The organism is Bacillus sp. KICET-3, assembly GCF_033261025.1.
GTDB lineage: Bacteria > Bacillota > Bacilli > Bacillales > Bacillaceae > Bacillus > Bacillus sonorensis.
Map to the genome: position 1 here is coordinate 572620 of NZ_CP137345.1, position 18175 is coordinate 590794.

Consider the following 18175-nt stretch of genomic DNA (forward strand, 5'->3'; position numbering starts at 1 on the left):
AAGGTGATGTAGAATTGAACAATCTATTTGATGCAAAGATAACACCGCTTGGAGATTCGGCGGTCCTCATTCAGCTTGGAACGGAAATCAATGAGCGGACGCACCGCCTGATCGGTGCGCTGACCAAGCATATTGAAAACCATCCGTTTCCCGGTTTTATCGAATGTGTGCCGGCCTTCACGAGCTTGACAGTTTTTTACCACCCATTAAAAGTTCATGAACAAATGAAAGGCTCCGCATGTAACTCTCCTTATGAAAAGGTAAAAGCCTTCATGAAGAAAAGCCTCAAAGAGATGACTGCTGAAGAAGAAACCGCGAAACGAACAGTAGAAATTCCCGTGTGCTACGGAGGCAGCTTCGGCCCCGATCTGGAGGAAGTTGCCCGAATCAATGGCCTGACGCCTGAAGAGGTCATTGAGATTCATACATCGGGGGAATACCTTGTATATATGATCGGCTTTGCGCCGGGATTTCCTTACTTAGGCGGAATGTCTGAAAAAATAGCGGCTCCGCGCCGGTCTTCGCCGCGAACGTCTATTCCGGCCGGTTCTGTCGGCATCGCAGGCAAGCAGACAGGCGTCTATCCGTTATCAACACCTGGCGGCTGGCAGCTGATCGGCAACACGCCCCTTGATTTATTCCGGCCTTACCAACAGCCACCGAGCCTGCTTAAGGCGGGGGATATCGTAACGTTTGTCCGCGTGACAGAAGAAGAGTATGACAGATTAAAGGAGGGAGAATCGTGAGCATAGAAGTGTTGAAGCCGGGGCTTCTGACGACCGTCCAGGATCTCGGGCGAACCGGATTTCAAAAATACGGCGTCATCGTAGGCGGCGCAATGGATACGGATTCATTGCGCCTTGCCAATCTCCTTGTCGGAAACAGCGGGGATGAAGCGGCTCTTGAAGTGACGCTGATGGGCCCCGGCCCGTCTCTCCGTTTTGCCGAAACAGCGCTGATAGCGGTTACGGGAGCGGATTTTTCACTGATGATTGATGATGAGGAAGTGCCGCTGTGGCGGCCGATCTTGATCAAAGAAGGAAGCGTTTTGAATTTCGGAATGTGCAAGCGGGGCAGCCGCGCTTATATGGCAATCGCCGGTGGAATTGACGTTCCGTCTGTCATGAACAGCAAAAGTACGTATGTAAGAGCGGGAATCGGCGGCCACCAGGGAAGGCCCCTGGAAAAGGGAGACCGTTTAACCTTCGGAGAGAGCACGCCTTTATCGGAAAATATGAAAGACAGGCTGAAAACAAAAATGACAGCCTGCGGTTTTGCGGCGCCGAACTGGGCTGTCAATCGCCATTATTTCCTTCCGCTGAAGAAAAATCCGGTAATTCGCGTCATCAAAGGCGACCAGTACCATCATTTTACAGAGGCTTCACAGGAACGGCTTTTTGCCGATGCATTCCGTGTGACGGCAAAATCCGATCGGATGGGGTACCGTCTGCAAGGGGAACCGCTTGAACTAAAGAGCCCGCTAGAAATGATTTCTGAAGCCGTAACTTTCGGGACTGTCCAAGTGCCTCCCGACGGCAATCCGATTATTCTTCTCGCAGACAGGCAGACGGCCGGCGGCTATCCGCGCATCGCTCATATCATCTCTGCCGATCGATCTGCCGTCACCCAGATGATGCCGGGAGAGCAGGTGCAATTTCAGCCTGTTTCTGTATATGAAGCGGAACGGCTATTCATTGAAAGAGAGACAAAAATCGTTGAACTTGCAGCCAGAATTAAGCTTGAATCCATGGTATGATGTGTATCAGGAGGGGAAGGGATTGGAAAGCAAGAATAAAACGGTTGTCAAAGCAATGACCCTGCTCAATCTGTTTTTGACGAGAGACAAGCTGTCGCTCAATGACATGATTGAGCTTACAGGCATGCCGAAAACGTCTGTTTATCGGATGGTGTGCTCTCTTGAAGACATGGGATTTCTGGATCGGGATGAAAACGGGATGTATGCTTTGGGGCTCCTGTTTTTACAGTACGGCCAGCTGGTCTCTGACAGGCTTGATATCCGGAAGATCGCCTTGCCCATTATGGAACAGCTGCGCGATGACGTGGATGAAGCCGTCCATTTAATCGTCAAAGACGGAAATGAGGCCATGTATATAGAAAAAATCGAAGGCACGCAAACGGTCCGCCTTTACACCGCGATTGGCAGGCGGTCCCCATTATACGCCGGTGCCTGTGCGAGAAGCATTTTGACATTTCTCCCGCGGGAGGAGCGGGAGGAGTATATCGGAAAAACAGAACTGGTGCCGATCGCCTCGGGAACGATCCGCGATAAGAACGAGCTTGCCCGTGTGCTGGATGAATCATATCAAAACGGCGTCACTGTCAGCCATTCGGAGCTTGAAGACTATACGTCCGCCGTCGCCGCGCCGATATTCAACCATAAGCGCCAAGTCGCAGCCGGCATCAGCATCGCCGGATTTGAAGCCCGCTTTCAGAAAGACCGGCTCCCCTATTTGACAGAGAGAGTAAAACAGGCAGCGCTTGACATTTCCCGGAAATTAGGTTTTTAAAAGAAAAAGCAGTATCCTTTTCCCCCTCTGGCGAGTACATATATCGTATGCGCGAGTGAAACGGCAATTTCAGAGGGGGAGAGGATATGGCACTTCATTATACGGCTCTCGGCGACTCCTTAACCGTCGGGGTCGGCGCCGGTCTTTTTGAACCGGGATTTGTTCTGCGCTATAAAAGGAAGATGGAAGCAGACATCAAACAGCATGTTTCATTGGCGGTGTTCGCTAAATCGGGTCTTAAAACGGCCGAAATCCTCAGTATGCTTGACCAGCCTTTCATCAGAGACCAACTCGAAAAGGCGGAGGCCATCACGATAACGGGCTGCGGGAACGATCTGCTTCAATCTCTTGATGATTATGAACAGGAAAAGGATGAACATGTATTTTTGGAAGCTTCCTCACACTGTCAGGAAAACTATTCAGCCATGCTGAAAAAGATTAAAGACATCAAAGGAGAAGAGAATCCACGCTATTTTGTCCGGCTGCTCAATTTATATAATCCTTTTCCTGAAATCGAATTGGCGGAAAAATGGATCTTGAGCTTTAACAGTCATTTAAGGCAGTTGGAGTCAGCTCCGCACATCAAGGTGGTTGACACGTATTCGGTGTTTAAAGGACATGAGGAAGAATATTTATCCTTTGACAACGTTCATCCGAACTGCAGGGGATATGAAGCCATAGCGGAAAAACTGAGAGCTTCCGGCTATGAATCGGTAAAAAGCTGATGAAAGAAAGACCTTCTGATTATGAAGGTCTTTTTTTTATGCCTTCATAAGCGGCTTCGGGGAATGAAGAGCGGCATCTGCTGACATACTGGAAAATCAGTCTCTTAAATTTTGTCACACCGCCTATGACAAAACAGCGCTTTCTTTCAATTGAGACAAGGGGTGTAAGCGTTTTAACATAAAGGTAAGGCCGACATTATTCGACATTATTTTTTATATGCAATCGAAAGGACAATAAAGGAGGGTTATGCAATGCAAGACAAACAACAATCAGATGTAAAGGTGAAAATTCAGCGGTTCGGGAGCCATTTAAGCGGCATGATCATGCCGAATATCGGCGCATTTATCGCCTGGGGAATCATTACCGCGTTATTTATCCCGTCAGGCTGGATGCCAAACGAGGCGCTGGCTACATTGGTGGACCCGATGATCAAGTATTTGCTTCCGCTTTTGATCGCCTATACCGGCGGTAAGATGGTGTACGATCACCGCGGCGGCGTCGTCGGGGCAACGGCGGCAATCGGGGTCATTGTCGGAGCAGACATCCCGATGTTTCTGGGCGCCATGATCATGGGACCGTTTGGCGGCTATTTGATCAAACAGGTAGACAAGCTCTTTAAGGATAAGGTTCGCTCAGGCTTTGAAATGCTCATTAACAACTTTACGGCCGGAATCCTCGGATTTATTCTGACCGTCCTCGCGTTTTTCGCGATCGGTCCGGTTGTACTCGGCTTGAATAAAACACTGGCAGCCGGGGTTGAAGTGATCGTAAATGCCAATTTGCTTCCGCTGGCGAGCATCTTTGTCGAACCGGCAAAAGTTCTGTTTCTGAATAATGCGATCAACCACGGAATTTTAAGCCCGATTGGAATTGAACAGGCCGCACAAACGGGAAAGTCGATTTTATTCCTGCTTGAAGCGAATCCGGGACCTGGACTGGGCATTCTCTTGGCCTACATGATCTTCGGCAGAGGTACATCGAAGCAAACCGCCCCAGGGGCTGCAATTATTCATTTTCTCGGTGGAATTCACGAAATCTATTTCCCTTACATTTTGATGAAGCCGCTTTTAATCTTAGCGGCGATTGCCGGGGGGGCAAGCGGTGTGCTGACGTTCTCCATTTTTAACGCAGGACTCGCCGCTGTTCCTTCACCAGGAAGCATCATTGCGATTCTGGCAATGACGCCGAAAGGAGACCACATCGGCATTATCTTGGGCGTTCTTGTTGCAGCAGCTGTTTCATTCATTGTGGCGGCCCTCATTCTCAGGACGTCAAAAGCTGCCGAAGAAGATGATTTAACAGCGGCTGCTGAAAAAATGCAGCAAATGAAAGGGAAGAAAAGCCAAGCCGTTTCCGCTCTGACGTCGGCTGAACAAGAACAAGCGGAAGAAGCGCAAATCAAAGCGGAAGATGTCAGCAAAATCATTTTTGCTTGTGATGCCGGCATGGGCTCAAGTGCAATGGGCGCTTCCATTTTGAGAAATAAGGTGAAAAAAGCCGGACTTGATATTGAGGTTTCTAATACTTCGATTAACAATCTGCCGGATGATGCAGATATCGTTATCACACATAAAGACTTGACCGATCGTGCAAAGGCGAAGCTTCCAAACGCAAGGCACATCTCGGTGGAAAATTTCCTCAATAGTCCAAGGTATGACGAGTTGATCGATCAGCTCAATCAATAACCGATTTGACCAAGCTGCGGGCCTGTTCCACCAGGCCCACGAAAAACATTGTTTGAAAGAGAGTGATGTCCCAATGAAACCAGTACTCGCAAAAGAAAACATTTACTTAAACCAATCTGCCGCCTCGCAAAAAGATGCGATCCGTCTTGCCGGAGAGGCCCTTGTGGAAACCGGCTATGTGACGGCTGATTATATAGAAAAGATGTTTGCTAGAGAAAACGTATCTTCCACTTACATGGGAAACGCGATCGCCATTCCGCACGGCACAGAGGACGCAAAGCAGGAAGTGCTCCATTCCGGAATTTCGGTCATTCAAATTCCTGATGGCGTTGAATACGGAGATGGAAACATAGCGAAAGTGGTCTTCGGCATTGCCGGAAAAAATGATGAACATTTGGATATTCTTTCAAAGATTGCGATCGTCTGCTCTGAAGAGGACAATGTCGAACGCTTAATCAATGCGAAGGATAAAGACGAATTGATGGCGGTATTTGAAGAAGGTGGCCAGCTATGATCGCCTTACATTTCGGTGCTGGCAATATCGGCCGGGGCTTTATCGGAGCCCTGCTCACGAGATCAGGGTATGAAGTCGTGTTTGCAGATGTGAATGAGGCGGTCATCAATGAATTGAATGAGAAACGCAAATATACGGTCGAGCTCGCCGATGAATCGCGGCAAACGGACATCATCGGCCCCGTCAGAGCGATCAACAGCGGCAAGGAGCTTGACGAATTATATGAACTGATCGCAAAGGCCGACCTTGTAACGACAGCCGTGGGGCCATCGGTTTTGAAATTGATCGCAAAGCCTTTGGCAGAAGGGCTGAAGAAGCGCCTCAACACCAATCAAAGCTCTTTAAATATCATAGCCTGTGAAAATATGATCGGCGGAAGCAGCCATTTAAAAGAAGAGATTTTCACTTATTTAAGCGGAGAAGAGCAGGAAGCGCTTCAAAAGAGGGTAGGTTTTCCAAATTCCGCGGTAGACCGGATCGTGCCGATTCAGCAGCATGATGATCCGCTGAAAGTGTCTGTCGAACCCTTTTTCGAATGGGCGGTCGACAAAACCGCATTTGTCGGGGGAGCGCCTGATATTCAAGGGGTGATGTATGTATCAGACCTTGCACCTTATATTGAAAGAAAACTGTTCACCGTCAATACCGGACATGCGATTGCGGCCTATGCCGGCTATCAAAAAGGCCTCAAAACGATTAAAGATGCCGTCCGCCATCCGGAAGTCAGACAAATGGTAACCTGCGCACTTGAAGAAACAGGGCACTATCTGATCCAGACATACGGCTTTACACAAGAAGAACATCAGCGCTATATACAGAAAATCATCGGCCGGTTTGAAAATGAATTTATCTCAGATGACATCACCCGTGTGGCAAGATCGCCGCTCCGCAAGCTTGGCGAACATGACCGCCTGATCCGGCCCGCCCAAAAGCTGAACGGAATCGGATATAAGCCCGTTCATTTAGCCGAAGGAATTGCCCGGGCGCTTCAATTCGATTTCGCGGATGATCCGGAAGCTGTTCAGCTGCAAATCATGATCAGGGAAAAAGGCTATCAAGAAGTTCTTCGCGAAGTATGCGGCCTGCAGAATGACAACCCTTTAGTGCCGCTGGTTTTAAAACATGTGGATCAACATGAAAAATGCTAGATGTCAAGAATAGACAATAACAAACCCGGAACCTGGATCAAGGAGCGGGAAAATAGACAAAATAACCTGGAAGCATCGGCAGCCGGCTGGTGCTTCCATTTATCGATGATCCAATTTTTTCATAATATTACAGAGAAATTTATCGAAAATTTTATTAGCTTGAATTGAAGATTTTCTGTAAGCGTTTTATGATAGGATTACCACTCTCTCCCCAGCAGCATCCCCATGAGGCTTACCGCGAAAATCAACAATCACCGGAGGGCGCTTTATGTACATGACAGCAAGGGAACAAAAACTCATTAAATATCTTTTACATCAAAACCGTTATGTAAAAGTCGGCGAAATCGCGGATTATATTGAGGTCAGTACGAGAACCGTTCACCGTGAGCTGAAAGCGGTTAAATCCGTCCTTGAGGCGTACGGCCTTCAGCTCGATAAACAGCCTGGCAAAGGTTTAAAGCTCGTCGGGCCTTCCCGTGATAAGCAGCGGCTATTACACGATCTTTCAAATGACAGCCATGTCGAATACACCTCAGATGAACGGAAGCTCTTGATTTTATGTGCCATGCTTGAATCCGGAGAACCGATCAAGCTTTATACGATCGCAAACGATTTGCAGGTGACCGCCGCAACGATCAGCCATGACCTCGATGAACTGGAGAACTGGATCGCTCCGTTCGGCCTTTCTTTGATCAGAAAAAGAGGCTATGGGATCGAATTGAGGGGCCCTGAAGATGCAAAGCGAAAAATCGTCGGGAATTTAATGGCAGACAAGCTTGATGTGCAGCAATTTTTGGAAACCATTGAAATGAACATTAAAGGAAGAAACCAGACATCGGAAAAAATATTCGGAGTTGTCAGCAGGGGGAAGCTGCTCAAGGCGGAAAAAGTGCTGTCACAGGCCAAAGAACAGCACGGACTTTCGCTTTCCGACAGCGCGTATATCGCCCTTGTCGTCCATTTGACATTTGCGGTGGAACGGATTCAGCTCGGCGAAGTGATCAATATGAACGAAGAAGAATTGGCTGAGCTGAAGCACACGAAAGAATTTGAGCTCGCCCTCACAATTGCCAAATCGCTTGAAGAAGTGTTTCACGTGAAGATCCCCGATGCCGAGGCCGGCTATATCACGATGCACCTCAGAAGTGCCAATCGAAGCTATAAAACGGACTACAGAGCGGAAGACATCGAGCTTGACACCGCTTTGCGCACGAAAAGACTGATTGATTTCATTTCGCAAAAAATGGGCGTTAATCTCAATGACAATCAGTCACTCTACGAAGGGTTGATCGCCCACCTTGAACCGGCCATCATCCGCATCAAAGAAAAAATGTTGATTCACAACCCTTTAAAAGAGCAGATCAAAAAGGATTACTTCCTTTTATATATGGCGATTGAGGAAGGGGTCGAACGGTTTTTCCCGGATACGTATTTTCCGGATGAAGAGATTGCGTTCATCGTTCTCCACTTCGGATCTGTGCTTGAAATGAACAAGGGGGAAATCAACATCAATGCCCTTGTCATTTGTTCGAGCGGAATCGGGTCATCCAAAATGCTCGCTTCCAGGCTGAAAAAAGAGCTTCCGGAAATCGCGTCCTTTGACATTTCTTCATTGATGGAGCTGAAAACGAAGGATACGGCTGCATATGACATCATCGTGTCCACCGTTCAGATTCCGTACGAAGGAATCGACTACGTCATCGTCAGCCCGCTCCTTGATGAAGAAGACGTAAAACAAGTCAAGCATCAGCTTACACGGAAAATTCCGCTGATCCTTCAGAAAAGGCGGGCCGAACAAAAAAAAACCGCGCCATTTCCGGATATGCTCGCCGTAGCGGAAAAAATCAGCCATTACGCAAACGCGATACGGCATATTGTCAGCCATTTTACGGTTGAAGTAGTGAAGACGGCAGAGAGCCATGTACAGACGGTTGAACGCGTTTGCCTGCTGCTTGAAGAGCAAGGTCTGATCAGAGACGCCGGACAAATGGCAGAGGGGCTGCTCAGTCGAGAAGCGCAAGGGGGCCTCGGCATACCGGGCACATCGTTCGCACTGTTTCATTTAAAAAACGAAGCAGCAAACATTCCATTATTTAAAGCCGTTGATCTGACAAAGCCGTATGACATTAAAGCGATGGACGGAAGCTCTATCAAAATGAAACGGATGCTGATCATGCTGGCGCCCGACGATATTCCACCTGAAGGATCTGAACTGTTGAGCTGCATCAGCTCATCGATCATTGAAAGCGACGACAGCCTGGCCGCATATGGAACGGGAGATGCCGAGCTTCTCTACAGAAGGCTGAACATGTTGTTTCACACATTCATACGAGACAAAAAATGGTGAAAGGCTTCGGACGATGATCCGGGGCTTTTTCTGTTTCCTGCATACACGCATGTTTATTCAAGATGCCGCACGGTTAAAGGTGAAGTATCATGTCGTAAAAAGGAGGAATCAATGATGGATTTGCGCAATCGGCAAACAGATGGACAACCGGCGCAAACGCAGGACCGCCAGCCCGGGATCGAAAGCGTGATGAAACCCCGTCCAGTTTATGAACATGATAACCACAAAGGAACGGATAAACTGAAAGGGAAAGTCGCGCTCATTACGGGAGGCGACAGCGGAATCGGCAGAGCGGTGGCTGTTGCTTACGCCAAAGAAGGCGCGGATATTTCGATCGTCTACTTGAATGAACATGAAGATGCACAGGAGACGAAAGCGCGGATTGAACAAGAAGGAGTCAAGTGCCTGATGCTGCCTGGCGATGTCGGTGATGAAGCCTTCTGCAATGATGCGGTTGAACGGACGGTCAAGGAATTGGGGAGGCTCGACATCCTTGTCAACAATGCGGCAGAACAGCATCCAAAAGACAGCATTAAAGAGATATCCGGCGAGCAGCTGGAACGAACGTTTAGAACCAATTTTTATTCGTATTTCCACTTCACAAAAAAAGCAATTGATTACTTGGAGCCTGGAAGCGCGATTATCAATACCACATCGATCAACCCGTACCGCGGAAATCCGCAGTTGATTGACTATACGGCAACAAAAGGCGCGATCAACGCCTTTACGCGGTCAATGTCACAGGCGCTGGTGAAAGACGGCATCCGCGTCAATGCTGTTGCACCGGGGCCGATTTGGACACCGCTGATTCCGTCGACTTTCTCAGCAGAGGAAGTGGCCGCATTTGGCACGGACACACCGATGGGACGGCCGGGCCAGCCTGCAGATCATGTCGGCTGTTATGTGCTGCTGGCATCAGACGATTCTTCTTATATGACGGGTCAGACCCTTCATGTGAACGGCGGCGACTTCATTACGACATAAGGAGGAGAAAGAGCAGTGAAGGTGACGAAAGAAGAAGTCAATCAATATTATCAAAAAGCGGGAATCGTCCTTACAGAAGAGGAAAAGGAGCGCATCCAGCTCATGGACTACGGCTTGAACAAGCCGGAACAGCTCGGGCTCCAGCTGTTCGTCTATGTCAATACAGACCGCTACTGCGCCAAGGAGCTTGTGTTGTTCCCTGAGCAAACATGCCCGGAACACCGCCATCCGCCTGTCAATGGAGAAAAAGGGAAAGAGGAAACGTTCAGATGCCGCTATGGAAACGTCTATTTATATGTTGAAGGAGAAAAAAACACCGATCCAGCCGTTCTTCCGCCACGCGAAGACATCGAGCATTTCACCGTCTGGCACGAAATCCAGCTGTCGCCGGGTGAACAGTACACCATCCCGCCGAATACAAAGCACTGGTTCAAGGCCGGAAACGAAGGCGCGGTGATTACGGAATTTTCTTCACCGAGCACAGACAGCCATGATATTTTTACAGATCCGAGAATATAGGCGAATGGGAGGAAGCTCTCGTTCGCTTTTTTCTCGCAAATCAGCGCTATCAAAAACCGAAGAAGTTCAGGCGTCCGGGATCAGCAAAATAGAATCGAATGCGACCATCGTTTTTTCGCACTTGTATGGTTTGCTTAGAATCGATAGACGCGCTTTCCGGAGCCGCTTCTTAATCATCCGCTGATTATCGTCTGGATGCGCCGTCACGATATCCTTCGTTTTTCGGGATCATATGGAATCAACCTGATTGTTTAATCTGCAGGTCAATGTGGAAAAGTAACAGTGGATACGATGATAAGGAGGGACCTTAAAATGGAACAGGAGCAAATCAAACAAAAGGTGCTCGATATTCTCGATCATCATAAAATCGGCTCGCTGGCAACGGTTAAAGGAGGTAAGCCTCATTCCCGCTACATGACTTTTTTTCACGACGGACTGACCCTTTATACCCCGACAAGCGTCGAAACGCACAAAGCGGAGGAAATCGACAACAATCCCAATGTCCACGTGCTGCTCGGCTATGATGGCGAAGGCTTCGGCGATGCATATCTTGAAATCGAAGGAAAGGCAAAGATCAATGGCTCAAAAGAACTGAAAGATCAGATCTGGAATGAGCAGCTCAGCCGCTGGTTTGCCGGAAAAGACGATCCGAACTTGTCCGTGCTTGAAATCCAGCCTTCGGAAATCAGACTGATGAACGAAGGAAAAAGCACGCCGGTTATCCTTGATCTATAACACTGTATTGAACAGTTTGTCATTTGTAAAGAACTGTAGTATAATACAAGTTAGGAACACGTAAAGAGCAAATAAATGGAAAGTAAACTTCTTTTTTCTTTCTTAGAAGATGCTTATTCTCTTCCTCTGACCGCCCCTAACAGGATAGAGGGAAAAAAGACTTTTTGTTTCACAATTCACACTGGCGCGGCTTCGGAGCCGCAAGGACGATTGAGAGGTAGGGCTTTCGTTGTCTTGTTTTCAGAAATTCCATGGTGTTTACTTTCACTCGGAACAATAGATGCTAACTTGATGATCCGCAGCCTTGGCGGAGATGATATACAATATTTATTTGCTCATATAAAAGAATAAGATGAATGGAAACCGCTTTGGCTTTTGCTGAAGCGGTTTTTTAAATGGCGAAACATTTTCTGTTCTAAAATAGTCTTACATTAGACTGGAGGATTCGAAAATGGAATTTTTAACATCTAAGGTGCTTTTAATTTTCTTTTTTTTGCTGCTGATTCATTCGATTGAAACACTGGCCTATGCAGCCAGGCTGTCCGGCGCAAGAGTCGGATTTATCGCATCGGCTCTGTCGCTGTTTAACGTTATGGTGATCGTGTCAAGAATGTCCAATATGATCCAGCAGCCTGTCACAGGAAAGCTTGTCGATGTCGCGGGGACTGATGCGCTATCGCTCGTCGGACAGCAGTTCCGGTTTTTAATCTTCGGCTCGACGGTCGGCACCATCTGCGGCATGCTCCTTTTGCCGACGTTTGTGGCTGTTTTTTCAAGGGCGATTATTCATCTGGCAGGTCAAGACGGATCGGTTTTGCAAATGTTTCGGAAGGGCCTATCAAACCTGAAAAACATCAGATGGTATATGAAAAAACCAACCCTTCATTATGTGAAAGATTTTCAATTCCGCTTTATTCCAAAACGGCTGTTTGTGTTAAATATGGTCATTACGGCAATTTATACGATCGGGGTGCTCGCCGCTCTTTATGCGGGCGTGCTTGTTCCTGAAAGGAGCACTACAGCTGTCATGGCATCAGGGCTTGTCAACGGAGTGGCGACAATGCTTCTGTCGCTGTTTGTTGATCCGAAGGTGTCGGTTTTGGCCGATGATGTAGCCAAAGGGAAGCGGAGCTATGTCTATTTGAAGTGGGCTTCGGTCACAATGGCAGTATCGAGGGTAACAGGAACGGTTCTCGCACAACTTTTATTTATACCCGCCTCTTACTATATCGCATGGATGACCAAATGGATGTAGTGTTTTGCTGACGGAATGGTTTAATATTGATCATTTTTATTACAATGTGTAAGCAAAAGAAGAGAAAACGACTTTTTTCGGGATCTGGGAACCCTTTCAAACTTTCTTTTATTAATTGCCGGATGTATTATCCTGTGATAGTCTATTTGTGGCGGTGATAAAAGTGGATAGGGTGAAAAGAGTAAGAGTCAAAAAAGTAAAGAAAAAACGGCGGAAAATCATAAAACGGCTGTTCACCATTCTCCTGCTGCTCATCATAGCTGCAGCCGGATACAGTATCTATGAATACAATAAAGGCCTATCCGAATCTGACGGAAGCTTTACAAAAGACGGTCAGTTTGAATTCCACGGAGAAGGCTCTGACCTAGATGAAGTGAACATTCTTGTGCTTGGAATTGATTCAAGGGGAGAGGAGCATTCAAGATCTGATTCAATGATGGTTGTCCATTACAATCAAAAACAAAAACAGCCGAAACTGATTTCGATCATGAGGGACAGCTATGTCGATATACCGGGCCATGACAAGCAAAAAATCAATGCGGCATACGCATTCGGCGGCCCAGAGCTGGTGCGCAAAACGCTGAAGGAAAACTTTGGCCTGGACATCAATTACTACGCTGTCGTCGACTTTAAAGGGTTCGCCAAAATCGTCGACGCTATTGCACCTGATGGAATCGAAGTCGACGTTCCTAAAAAAATGTCCTACGGCATCGGCACGACGATAGAGCCGGGCAAACAGATTCTCCACGGCGATAAACTGCTGGGATATGTCCGCTTCAGACATGATAGAGAAAGTGATTTCGGACGGGTCAGACGACAGCAGGAAATCTTCTCAAAGCTGGAAAAAGAAGCAATGAGCATGGGGAATATCGCCAAGCTGCCGAAGCTCCTGGGAATCATCGACCCTTATGTTGAAACAAACATTCCGAACGGGTTTTTATTTTCCGCCGGAAAAGACTACATTTTAGGAAGCGTGAAAGAAACCAAAAGCTTCAGGCTCCCCGTTGACGGCTCCTTTACAAATAAGACCGATCCTACATATGGAGCGGTATTGGATTTAGACCTAGAACAAAATAAAGAAGCCTTGCACCAATTTCTTGATGAGTCTTAAATGGAAAAGATCCGCCGAAACAAACGGCGGATCTTTTATGATGGATCAAATGTTTTGAGTCCGCGGTCATAAAGGAAGTTTCCAAAAGGGATAAAAGCGACGACAAGACCCGCGGCAGGCCATTTCAGCGACCATCTCAAGGTGAATGTCACATATAAAAGGACAATCAGATAGATGATAAATAATCCGCCGTGAAGCGAGCCGACGATCGTGACGGCCATCGGGTAGCCCGCCCAGTATTTCAGAGGCATAGCGACAAATAGCAGGATAAGCAGTGACATGCCTTCAATAAAACCCATCGCGCGAAGGCGTCCAATCGGCGTTTGCAGCATGTGATACCTCCCTCTAATCTAAGTATTACCTCTATAATATAGACTAAAAAAAGGATAAATAGAACAGGCCTGCGGTTATGTTGCGGCCGGAATTTTCATTAACGCCCCGAAATATTGCTGTGCCGTTGTAAAACAGATAAATGCTATCAGTTCTGAGATCTCCTCATCGGAAAACGTCTCTTTCAACACAGCGAACTGCCTGTCTGAGACCTGTTGCCTTTGAGAAAGAAATACTTCGGCAAAGCCCATGGCAAGACTTGTTTTTTCCAGATTTGACGCTTCAGGTTTGCCTTTTGCTTTGCAATATTCACAGCCGTTTCCCTGAGCCAGCACTCTGCGCACCTGCTCCTTCAGCTCCTTTGATAAAAAACCGTCCCCTGAAAGCTCGTCAGCTAAGGCTGTCCAAGTTGACAGCAGAGAGTCTGAATATCCCAACAGCAGCTGAAACGGGGTGTCTCCTTTTTGTGATGGTTGAATTCTTGTCATTTCTGATCACCTCTCTATTATCATATCTAACTCAAACGAAAATAGGAATTTCATTTGTAAAGGGATGTCTGTTAATATTTAAATATTGAAATGAAATGAAGGAGACTGATTTTCAAATGAAATTAGATGATCTTGATCTTATGATTATCAAAGAATTAAACAAAGACAGCCGTTTGTCGATGAGGGAGCTCGGGCGAAAGGTCAGCCTTTCAGCACCGTCTGTGACCGAAAGGGTCAGGCGGCTTGAATCATTCGGCGTCATTCAAAAATATACGCTGGAAATCGATTATCAGAAGATCGGACTCCCTGTATCATGCATCATTGAAGCGACGGTCAAGAACGGTGAATATGAAAGGTTCAAAACTTATATTGAACGTCTTCCGAATATCGAATTTTGCTACAGAATCGCAGGGGCGGCATGTTATATGCTGAAAATAAACGCCGAAAGCCTTGAGCAAATAGAAGAATTTATTAACCAAACATCCCCTTACGCCCAAACCGTGACACATGTTATTTTTTCAGAAATCAAAACGAAGGAATTTGAACGTTAGGGATGAATCCTTTTCATCTGTTATAATAAAAGGATGGATGAATAAGAAAGAGAAGTGATAGACTTGGCAAAAACAGTGGTTTTAGCAGAAAAACCTTCGGTTGGTCGGGATTTGGCCCGAGTGCTGAAGTGTCATAAAAAAGGAAACGGCTATCTTGAAGGGGACCGCTACATTGTAACATGGGCGCTCGGCCATTTAGTGACATTGGCAGACCCTGAAGGCTATGGAAAGGAATATCAATCATGGCGCCTCGAAGACCTGCCGATTATCCCTGAACCTTTAAAACTTGTCGTCATTAAAAAGACGGGCAAGCAGTTTCAGGCGGTCAAATCGCAGCTGATCAGAAAAGACGTCAAAGACATCGTGATTGCCACTGATGCGGGACGGGAAGGCGAGCTCGTCGCCCGCTGGATCATCGAAAAGGCAAAGGTGAACAAGCCGCTGAAACGCTTATGGATTTCATCTGTTACAGACAAAGCGATTAAAGACGGATTTAAAAATCTGAAAAGCGGCAAAGAATTTGAAAATCTGTACCATTCAGCCGTGGCGAGAGCGGAAGCGGACTGGATCGTCGGCATTAATGCGACTAGGGCGCTGACGACGAAATTCAATGCCCAGCTTTCCTGCGGACGCGTGCAGACGCCGACATTGGCGATGATCGCCAAAAGAGAGGAAGACATTAAAAACTTTAAACCAGTTCCTTACTACGGCCTGCGCGCCGCAGTTGACGGCATGACGCTGACATGGCAGGACAAAAAAACGAAGCAGAGCCGGACATTCAATGCGTCTGTAACATCTCAGCTCGCCAAAGCGCTCCAAGGCAAGCCGGCCGTCATTAGCGATTTGAAGAAAACGGCGAAAAAGAGTTTTGCACCGGGCCTTTATGATTTAACAGAGCTGCAAAGGGATGCACATAAACGCTTCGGCTTTTCCGCAAAAGAAACGCTGTCCGTTTTGCAAAAGCTTTATGAACAGCACAAGCTGGTCACCTATCCTCGGACGGATTCCAGGTTCCTTTCAAACGACATCGTTCCGACGTTGAAAGACCGTCTCGAAGGGATGCAGGTCAAGCCGTATGCCCAGCATGTCAGCCGGATTTTGCAGCGGGGCATTAAAGCGGGCAAAAGCTTTGTCAATGACGCGAAGGTCTCTGATCACCACGCGATCATTCCGACGGAAGAACCGCTTTCACTCGGCGCTTTAAGCGATAAGGAAAGAAAGCTTTATGATCTGATTGCGAAGCGTTTCCTCGCGGTGTTGATGCCTCCGTTTGAATATGAAGAAACAAAGGTGCTCGCCGAAATCGGCGGAGAAACGTTTACCGCCAAGGGAAAAACCGTTCAGTCCCAAGGATGGAAAGCCGTATATGACTATGCTGAGGAAGATGACGATGAGGAAGAAAAGGATCAAACCCTTCCGAAGCTTAAAAAAGGTGATACGCTATCTGTCCGTTCATTGACAGAGACAAAGGGCGAAACAAAACCGCCCGCCCGCTTCAATGAAGGAACGCTTCTGTCCGCGATGGAAAACCCGGCCGCATTTATGCAGGGCGAGGAAAAAAATCTCGTCAAAACGCTCGGAGAGACGGGCGGCCTCGGTACGGTCGCCACCCGGGCCGACATTATTGAAAAGCTGTTCAATACATTCCTGATCGAGAAAAAAGGCAAAGACATTTTCATCACTTCGAAAGGAAAACAGCTGCTGGAGCTTGTCCCGTCAGACTTAAAATCCCCGGCGCTTACGGCGGAATGGGAACAAAAGCTCTCAGGCATTGCAAAAGGCAAGCTGAAATCCTCTGCTTTCATCAAGGAAATGAAAGAGTACACGAAGCAGACGATCAAGGAAATCAAAAGCAGCGATCAAAAATTTAAGCATGATAATATCACAGGCACGCACTGTCCGGAATGCGGAAAATTGATGCTGAAAGTGAACGGAAAACGCGGCACAATGCTCGTCTGTCAGGACAGGGAATGCGGCCACAGAAAAACAATCGCCAAACAAACCAACGCCCGCTGCCCGGTTTGCCATAAACGCATGGAACTGCGCGGCCACGGGGAGGGCCAGACCTTCGCATGCGTCTGCGGCCACCGCGAAAAGCTCTCCGTATTTGAAAAACGCAGAGCAAACGACAAAAACTCAAAAGCATCAAAACGCGATGTACACACTTATATGAAAAAACAAAACAAAGACGAGCCGATCAACAACGCGCTCGCCGAACAGCTGAAAAAGCTGAAGCTTGATCAATAACCAAAACAACCTGCCAATCGGCAGGTTGTTTTGTGCTGATCCATCATTCCAAATCAAACGGCTTCATCAGTTAAACATGATACGAAGCACAAAGAACGTTTTCGTCAAAAAATATAAACTTATGCATAGAAAGATCATGATGACAGGAATTCTCTTTTGATTTCTTATTTCTTCAACGAATTTGAATAAGAAAAAAACAGTCAAGAGGACGGTTAAAAAATAGTCGATATTTTGCAGGATTAGTGTCATAACGTTTCCTCACTTTAGTTTTCTGACTTTGATGAATTCGAACGCGAAATGAAGCTTAAATGATTTATATTTCTCTACATCTAACACTACTATTTAAACCCTATAATACATAGCCAACCTTTATTCTTATTCTCATAGAATTCTACGCTTATAAAGAATAATTGTTTCATTTCCTCCGTAGTTTTACAAGATTTCATATGGTAATTGATGTTGTATAACTCGGCAAGAATCATAAATTTTCCATCTTGTTTCAATACCCTAAATACTTCTTTTACATCGTTTTCTAAATCAGACCAAAAGTAATGCGTTTGACATGCAGTTACGATATCAAAGGCATTTCCCGGAAATGGAATATCGGAGACACTTGCTTGACGAATGTTTACTTTACATGTTTCTGCTTGTTTTGAGTAATCAATACCGTATAATTTTCCGTATTCGGTTATTATGTACAGTGCATGTATTGTTTTGCCCCCTCCAGAACCGATGTCCAAAATTTCGAATCTTCTCTAATCCTTAACTTATCTAAAGCCCATTTGTTCATTCCGGTATGAGCAGTATTCATTATTCTCAACATAATTGAACCAATAAACCCTTTTGGATTTTTTGCTTGTTCTATCAAACGATTTAATAAACCCATTTCCATAAATTTCCTATTCTATATATGTTAATCAATTCATTAGTTGGTCAGTGGAATTTCTCATATTGATACGTTTTTATTGAGTGATAGGTTTCATTGCCCGTCAGCAGCTAAGAATTGG

18 protein-coding genes and 1 pseudogene are annotated in these 18175 nt (G+C 46.6%); 16 read left to right on the forward strand and 3 right to left on the reverse strand.

What is annotated here, in order from left to right; genetic code table 11:
- Nucleotides 1-14 precede the first annotated feature (14 nt).
- From pxpB to R5H20_RS02890, 14 genes are all read left to right on the forward strand, one after another.
- Nucleotides 15-746 (forward strand): 5-oxoprolinase subunit PxpB, encoded by a 732-nt coding sequence (pxpB, locus tag R5H20_RS02825; protein WP_006638724.1) that lies wholly within the window; start codon nucleotides 15-17, stop codon nucleotides 744-746.
- The gene (locus R5H20_RS02830) at nucleotides 743-1756 is read left to right on the forward strand and encodes a 5-oxoprolinase subunit C family protein (RefSeq protein ID WP_006638725.1); all 1014 of its coding nucleotides are present in this window, start codon (nucleotides 743-745) and stop codon (nucleotides 1754-1756) included. Before pxpB ends, R5H20_RS02830 begins: the two co-directional genes overlap by 4 nt.
- Before the next feature lie 22 nt (nucleotides 1757-1778).
- Nucleotides 1779-2528: an IclR family transcriptional regulator gene (locus R5H20_RS02835; protein ID WP_006638726.1), complete on the forward strand. Its 750-nt coding sequence runs from the start codon at nucleotides 1779-1781 to the stop codon at nucleotides 2526-2528.
- Between the two features lie 86 nt (nucleotides 2529-2614).
- A complete protein-coding gene (locus R5H20_RS02840; RefSeq protein ID WP_224254456.1) occupies nucleotides 2615-3253 on the forward strand; it encodes a GDSL-type esterase/lipase family protein in 639 nt (212 codons plus the stop codon).
- Nucleotides 3254-3505: 252 nt separating this feature from the next.
- The gene (locus R5H20_RS02845; RefSeq protein WP_006638728.1) at nucleotides 3506-4939 is read left to right on the forward strand and encodes a PTS mannitol transporter subunit IIBC; all 1434 of its coding nucleotides are present in this window, start codon (nucleotides 3506-3508) and stop codon (nucleotides 4937-4939) included.
- 73 nt (nucleotides 4940-5012) lie between these two features.
- Nucleotides 5013-5453: a PTS mannitol transporter subunit IIA gene (locus R5H20_RS02850; protein ID WP_006638729.1), complete on the forward strand. Its 441-nt coding sequence runs from the start codon at nucleotides 5013-5015 to the stop codon at nucleotides 5451-5453.
- Nucleotides 5450-6601 (forward strand): mannitol-1-phosphate 5-dehydrogenase, encoded by a 1152-nt coding sequence (locus R5H20_RS02855; RefSeq protein WP_006638730.1) that lies wholly within the window; start codon nucleotides 5450-5452, stop codon nucleotides 6599-6601. The genes R5H20_RS02850 and R5H20_RS02855 overlap by 4 nt, the downstream gene beginning before the upstream one ends.
- Nucleotides 6602-6869: 268 nt before the next feature.
- A complete protein-coding gene (locus R5H20_RS02860) occupies nucleotides 6870-8948 on the forward strand; it encodes a BglG family transcription antiterminator (RefSeq protein WP_006638731.1) in 2079 nt (692 codons plus the stop codon).
- Between the two features lie 114 nt (nucleotides 8949-9062).
- Nucleotides 9063-9932 (forward strand): SDR family oxidoreductase, encoded by an 870-nt coding sequence (locus tag R5H20_RS02865; RefSeq protein WP_034326168.1) that lies wholly within the window; start codon nucleotides 9063-9065, stop codon nucleotides 9930-9932.
- Nucleotides 9933-9947: 15 nt separating this feature from the next.
- Nucleotides 9948-10451 carry a D-lyxose/D-mannose family sugar isomerase gene (locus R5H20_RS02870; protein ID WP_006638733.1) on the forward strand — a complete coding sequence of 168 codons (504 nt, stop codon included), beginning with the start codon at nucleotides 9948-9950 and terminating at the stop codon, nucleotides 10449-10451.
- A gap of 312 nt (nucleotides 10452-10763) precedes the next feature.
- Entirely contained in the window at nucleotides 10764-11186 is a 423-nt protein-coding gene (locus R5H20_RS02875) for a pyridoxamine 5'-phosphate oxidase family protein (protein ID WP_006638734.1), read from the forward strand.
- A gap of 75 nt (nucleotides 11187-11261) precedes the next feature.
- Nucleotides 11262-11537, forward strand: coding sequence for a hypothetical protein (locus R5H20_RS02880; protein WP_006638735.1), 276 nt, complete (start codon nucleotides 11262-11264; stop codon nucleotides 11535-11537).
- 100 nt (nucleotides 11538-11637) lie between these two features.
- A complete protein-coding gene (locus tag R5H20_RS02885) occupies nucleotides 11638-12441 on the forward strand; it encodes a lipid II flippase Amj (RefSeq protein WP_006638736.1) in 804 nt (267 codons plus the stop codon).
- A 163-nt stretch (nucleotides 12442-12604) separates the two neighbouring features.
- Complete coding sequence (locus tag R5H20_RS02890; RefSeq protein ID WP_006638737.1) at nucleotides 12605-13552, forward strand: LCP family protein; 948 nt, start codon at nucleotides 12605-12607, stop codon at nucleotides 13550-13552.
- A gap of 35 nt (nucleotides 13553-13587) precedes the next feature.
- On the opposite strand, the gene R5H20_RS02895 is transcribed toward R5H20_RS02890, so the two are convergent.
- Nucleotides 13588-13884: a DUF3817 domain-containing protein gene (locus tag R5H20_RS02895; RefSeq protein WP_006638738.1), complete on the reverse strand. Its 297-nt coding sequence runs from the start codon at nucleotides 13882-13884 to the stop codon at nucleotides 13588-13590.
- A gap of 75 nt (nucleotides 13885-13959) precedes the next feature.
- Entirely contained in the window at nucleotides 13960-14370 is a 411-nt protein-coding gene (locus R5H20_RS02900) for a carboxymuconolactone decarboxylase family protein (protein ID WP_006638739.1), read from the reverse strand.
- Nucleotides 14371-14486: 116 nt separating this feature from the next.
- Between R5H20_RS02900 and R5H20_RS02905 the strand changes: the two genes are divergently transcribed.
- Together R5H20_RS02905 and R5H20_RS02910 are read left to right on the forward strand one after the other, a co-directional pair.
- Complete coding sequence (locus R5H20_RS02905; RefSeq protein ID WP_006638740.1) at nucleotides 14487-14921, forward strand: transcriptional regulator LrpC; 435 nt, start codon at nucleotides 14487-14489, stop codon at nucleotides 14919-14921.
- Nucleotides 14922-14984: 63 nt separating this feature from the next.
- Nucleotides 14985-17168 (forward strand): DNA topoisomerase III, encoded by a 2184-nt coding sequence (locus R5H20_RS02910; RefSeq protein ID WP_006638741.1) that lies wholly within the window; start codon nucleotides 14985-14987, stop codon nucleotides 17166-17168.
- 338 nt (nucleotides 17169-17506) lie between these two features.
- Here R5H20_RS02910 and R5H20_RS02915 read toward each other — a convergent pair.
- A pseudogene (locus R5H20_RS02915) lies at nucleotides 17507-18054 on the reverse strand (class I SAM-dependent methyltransferase).
- Nucleotides 18055-18175: the final 121 nt, after the last annotated feature.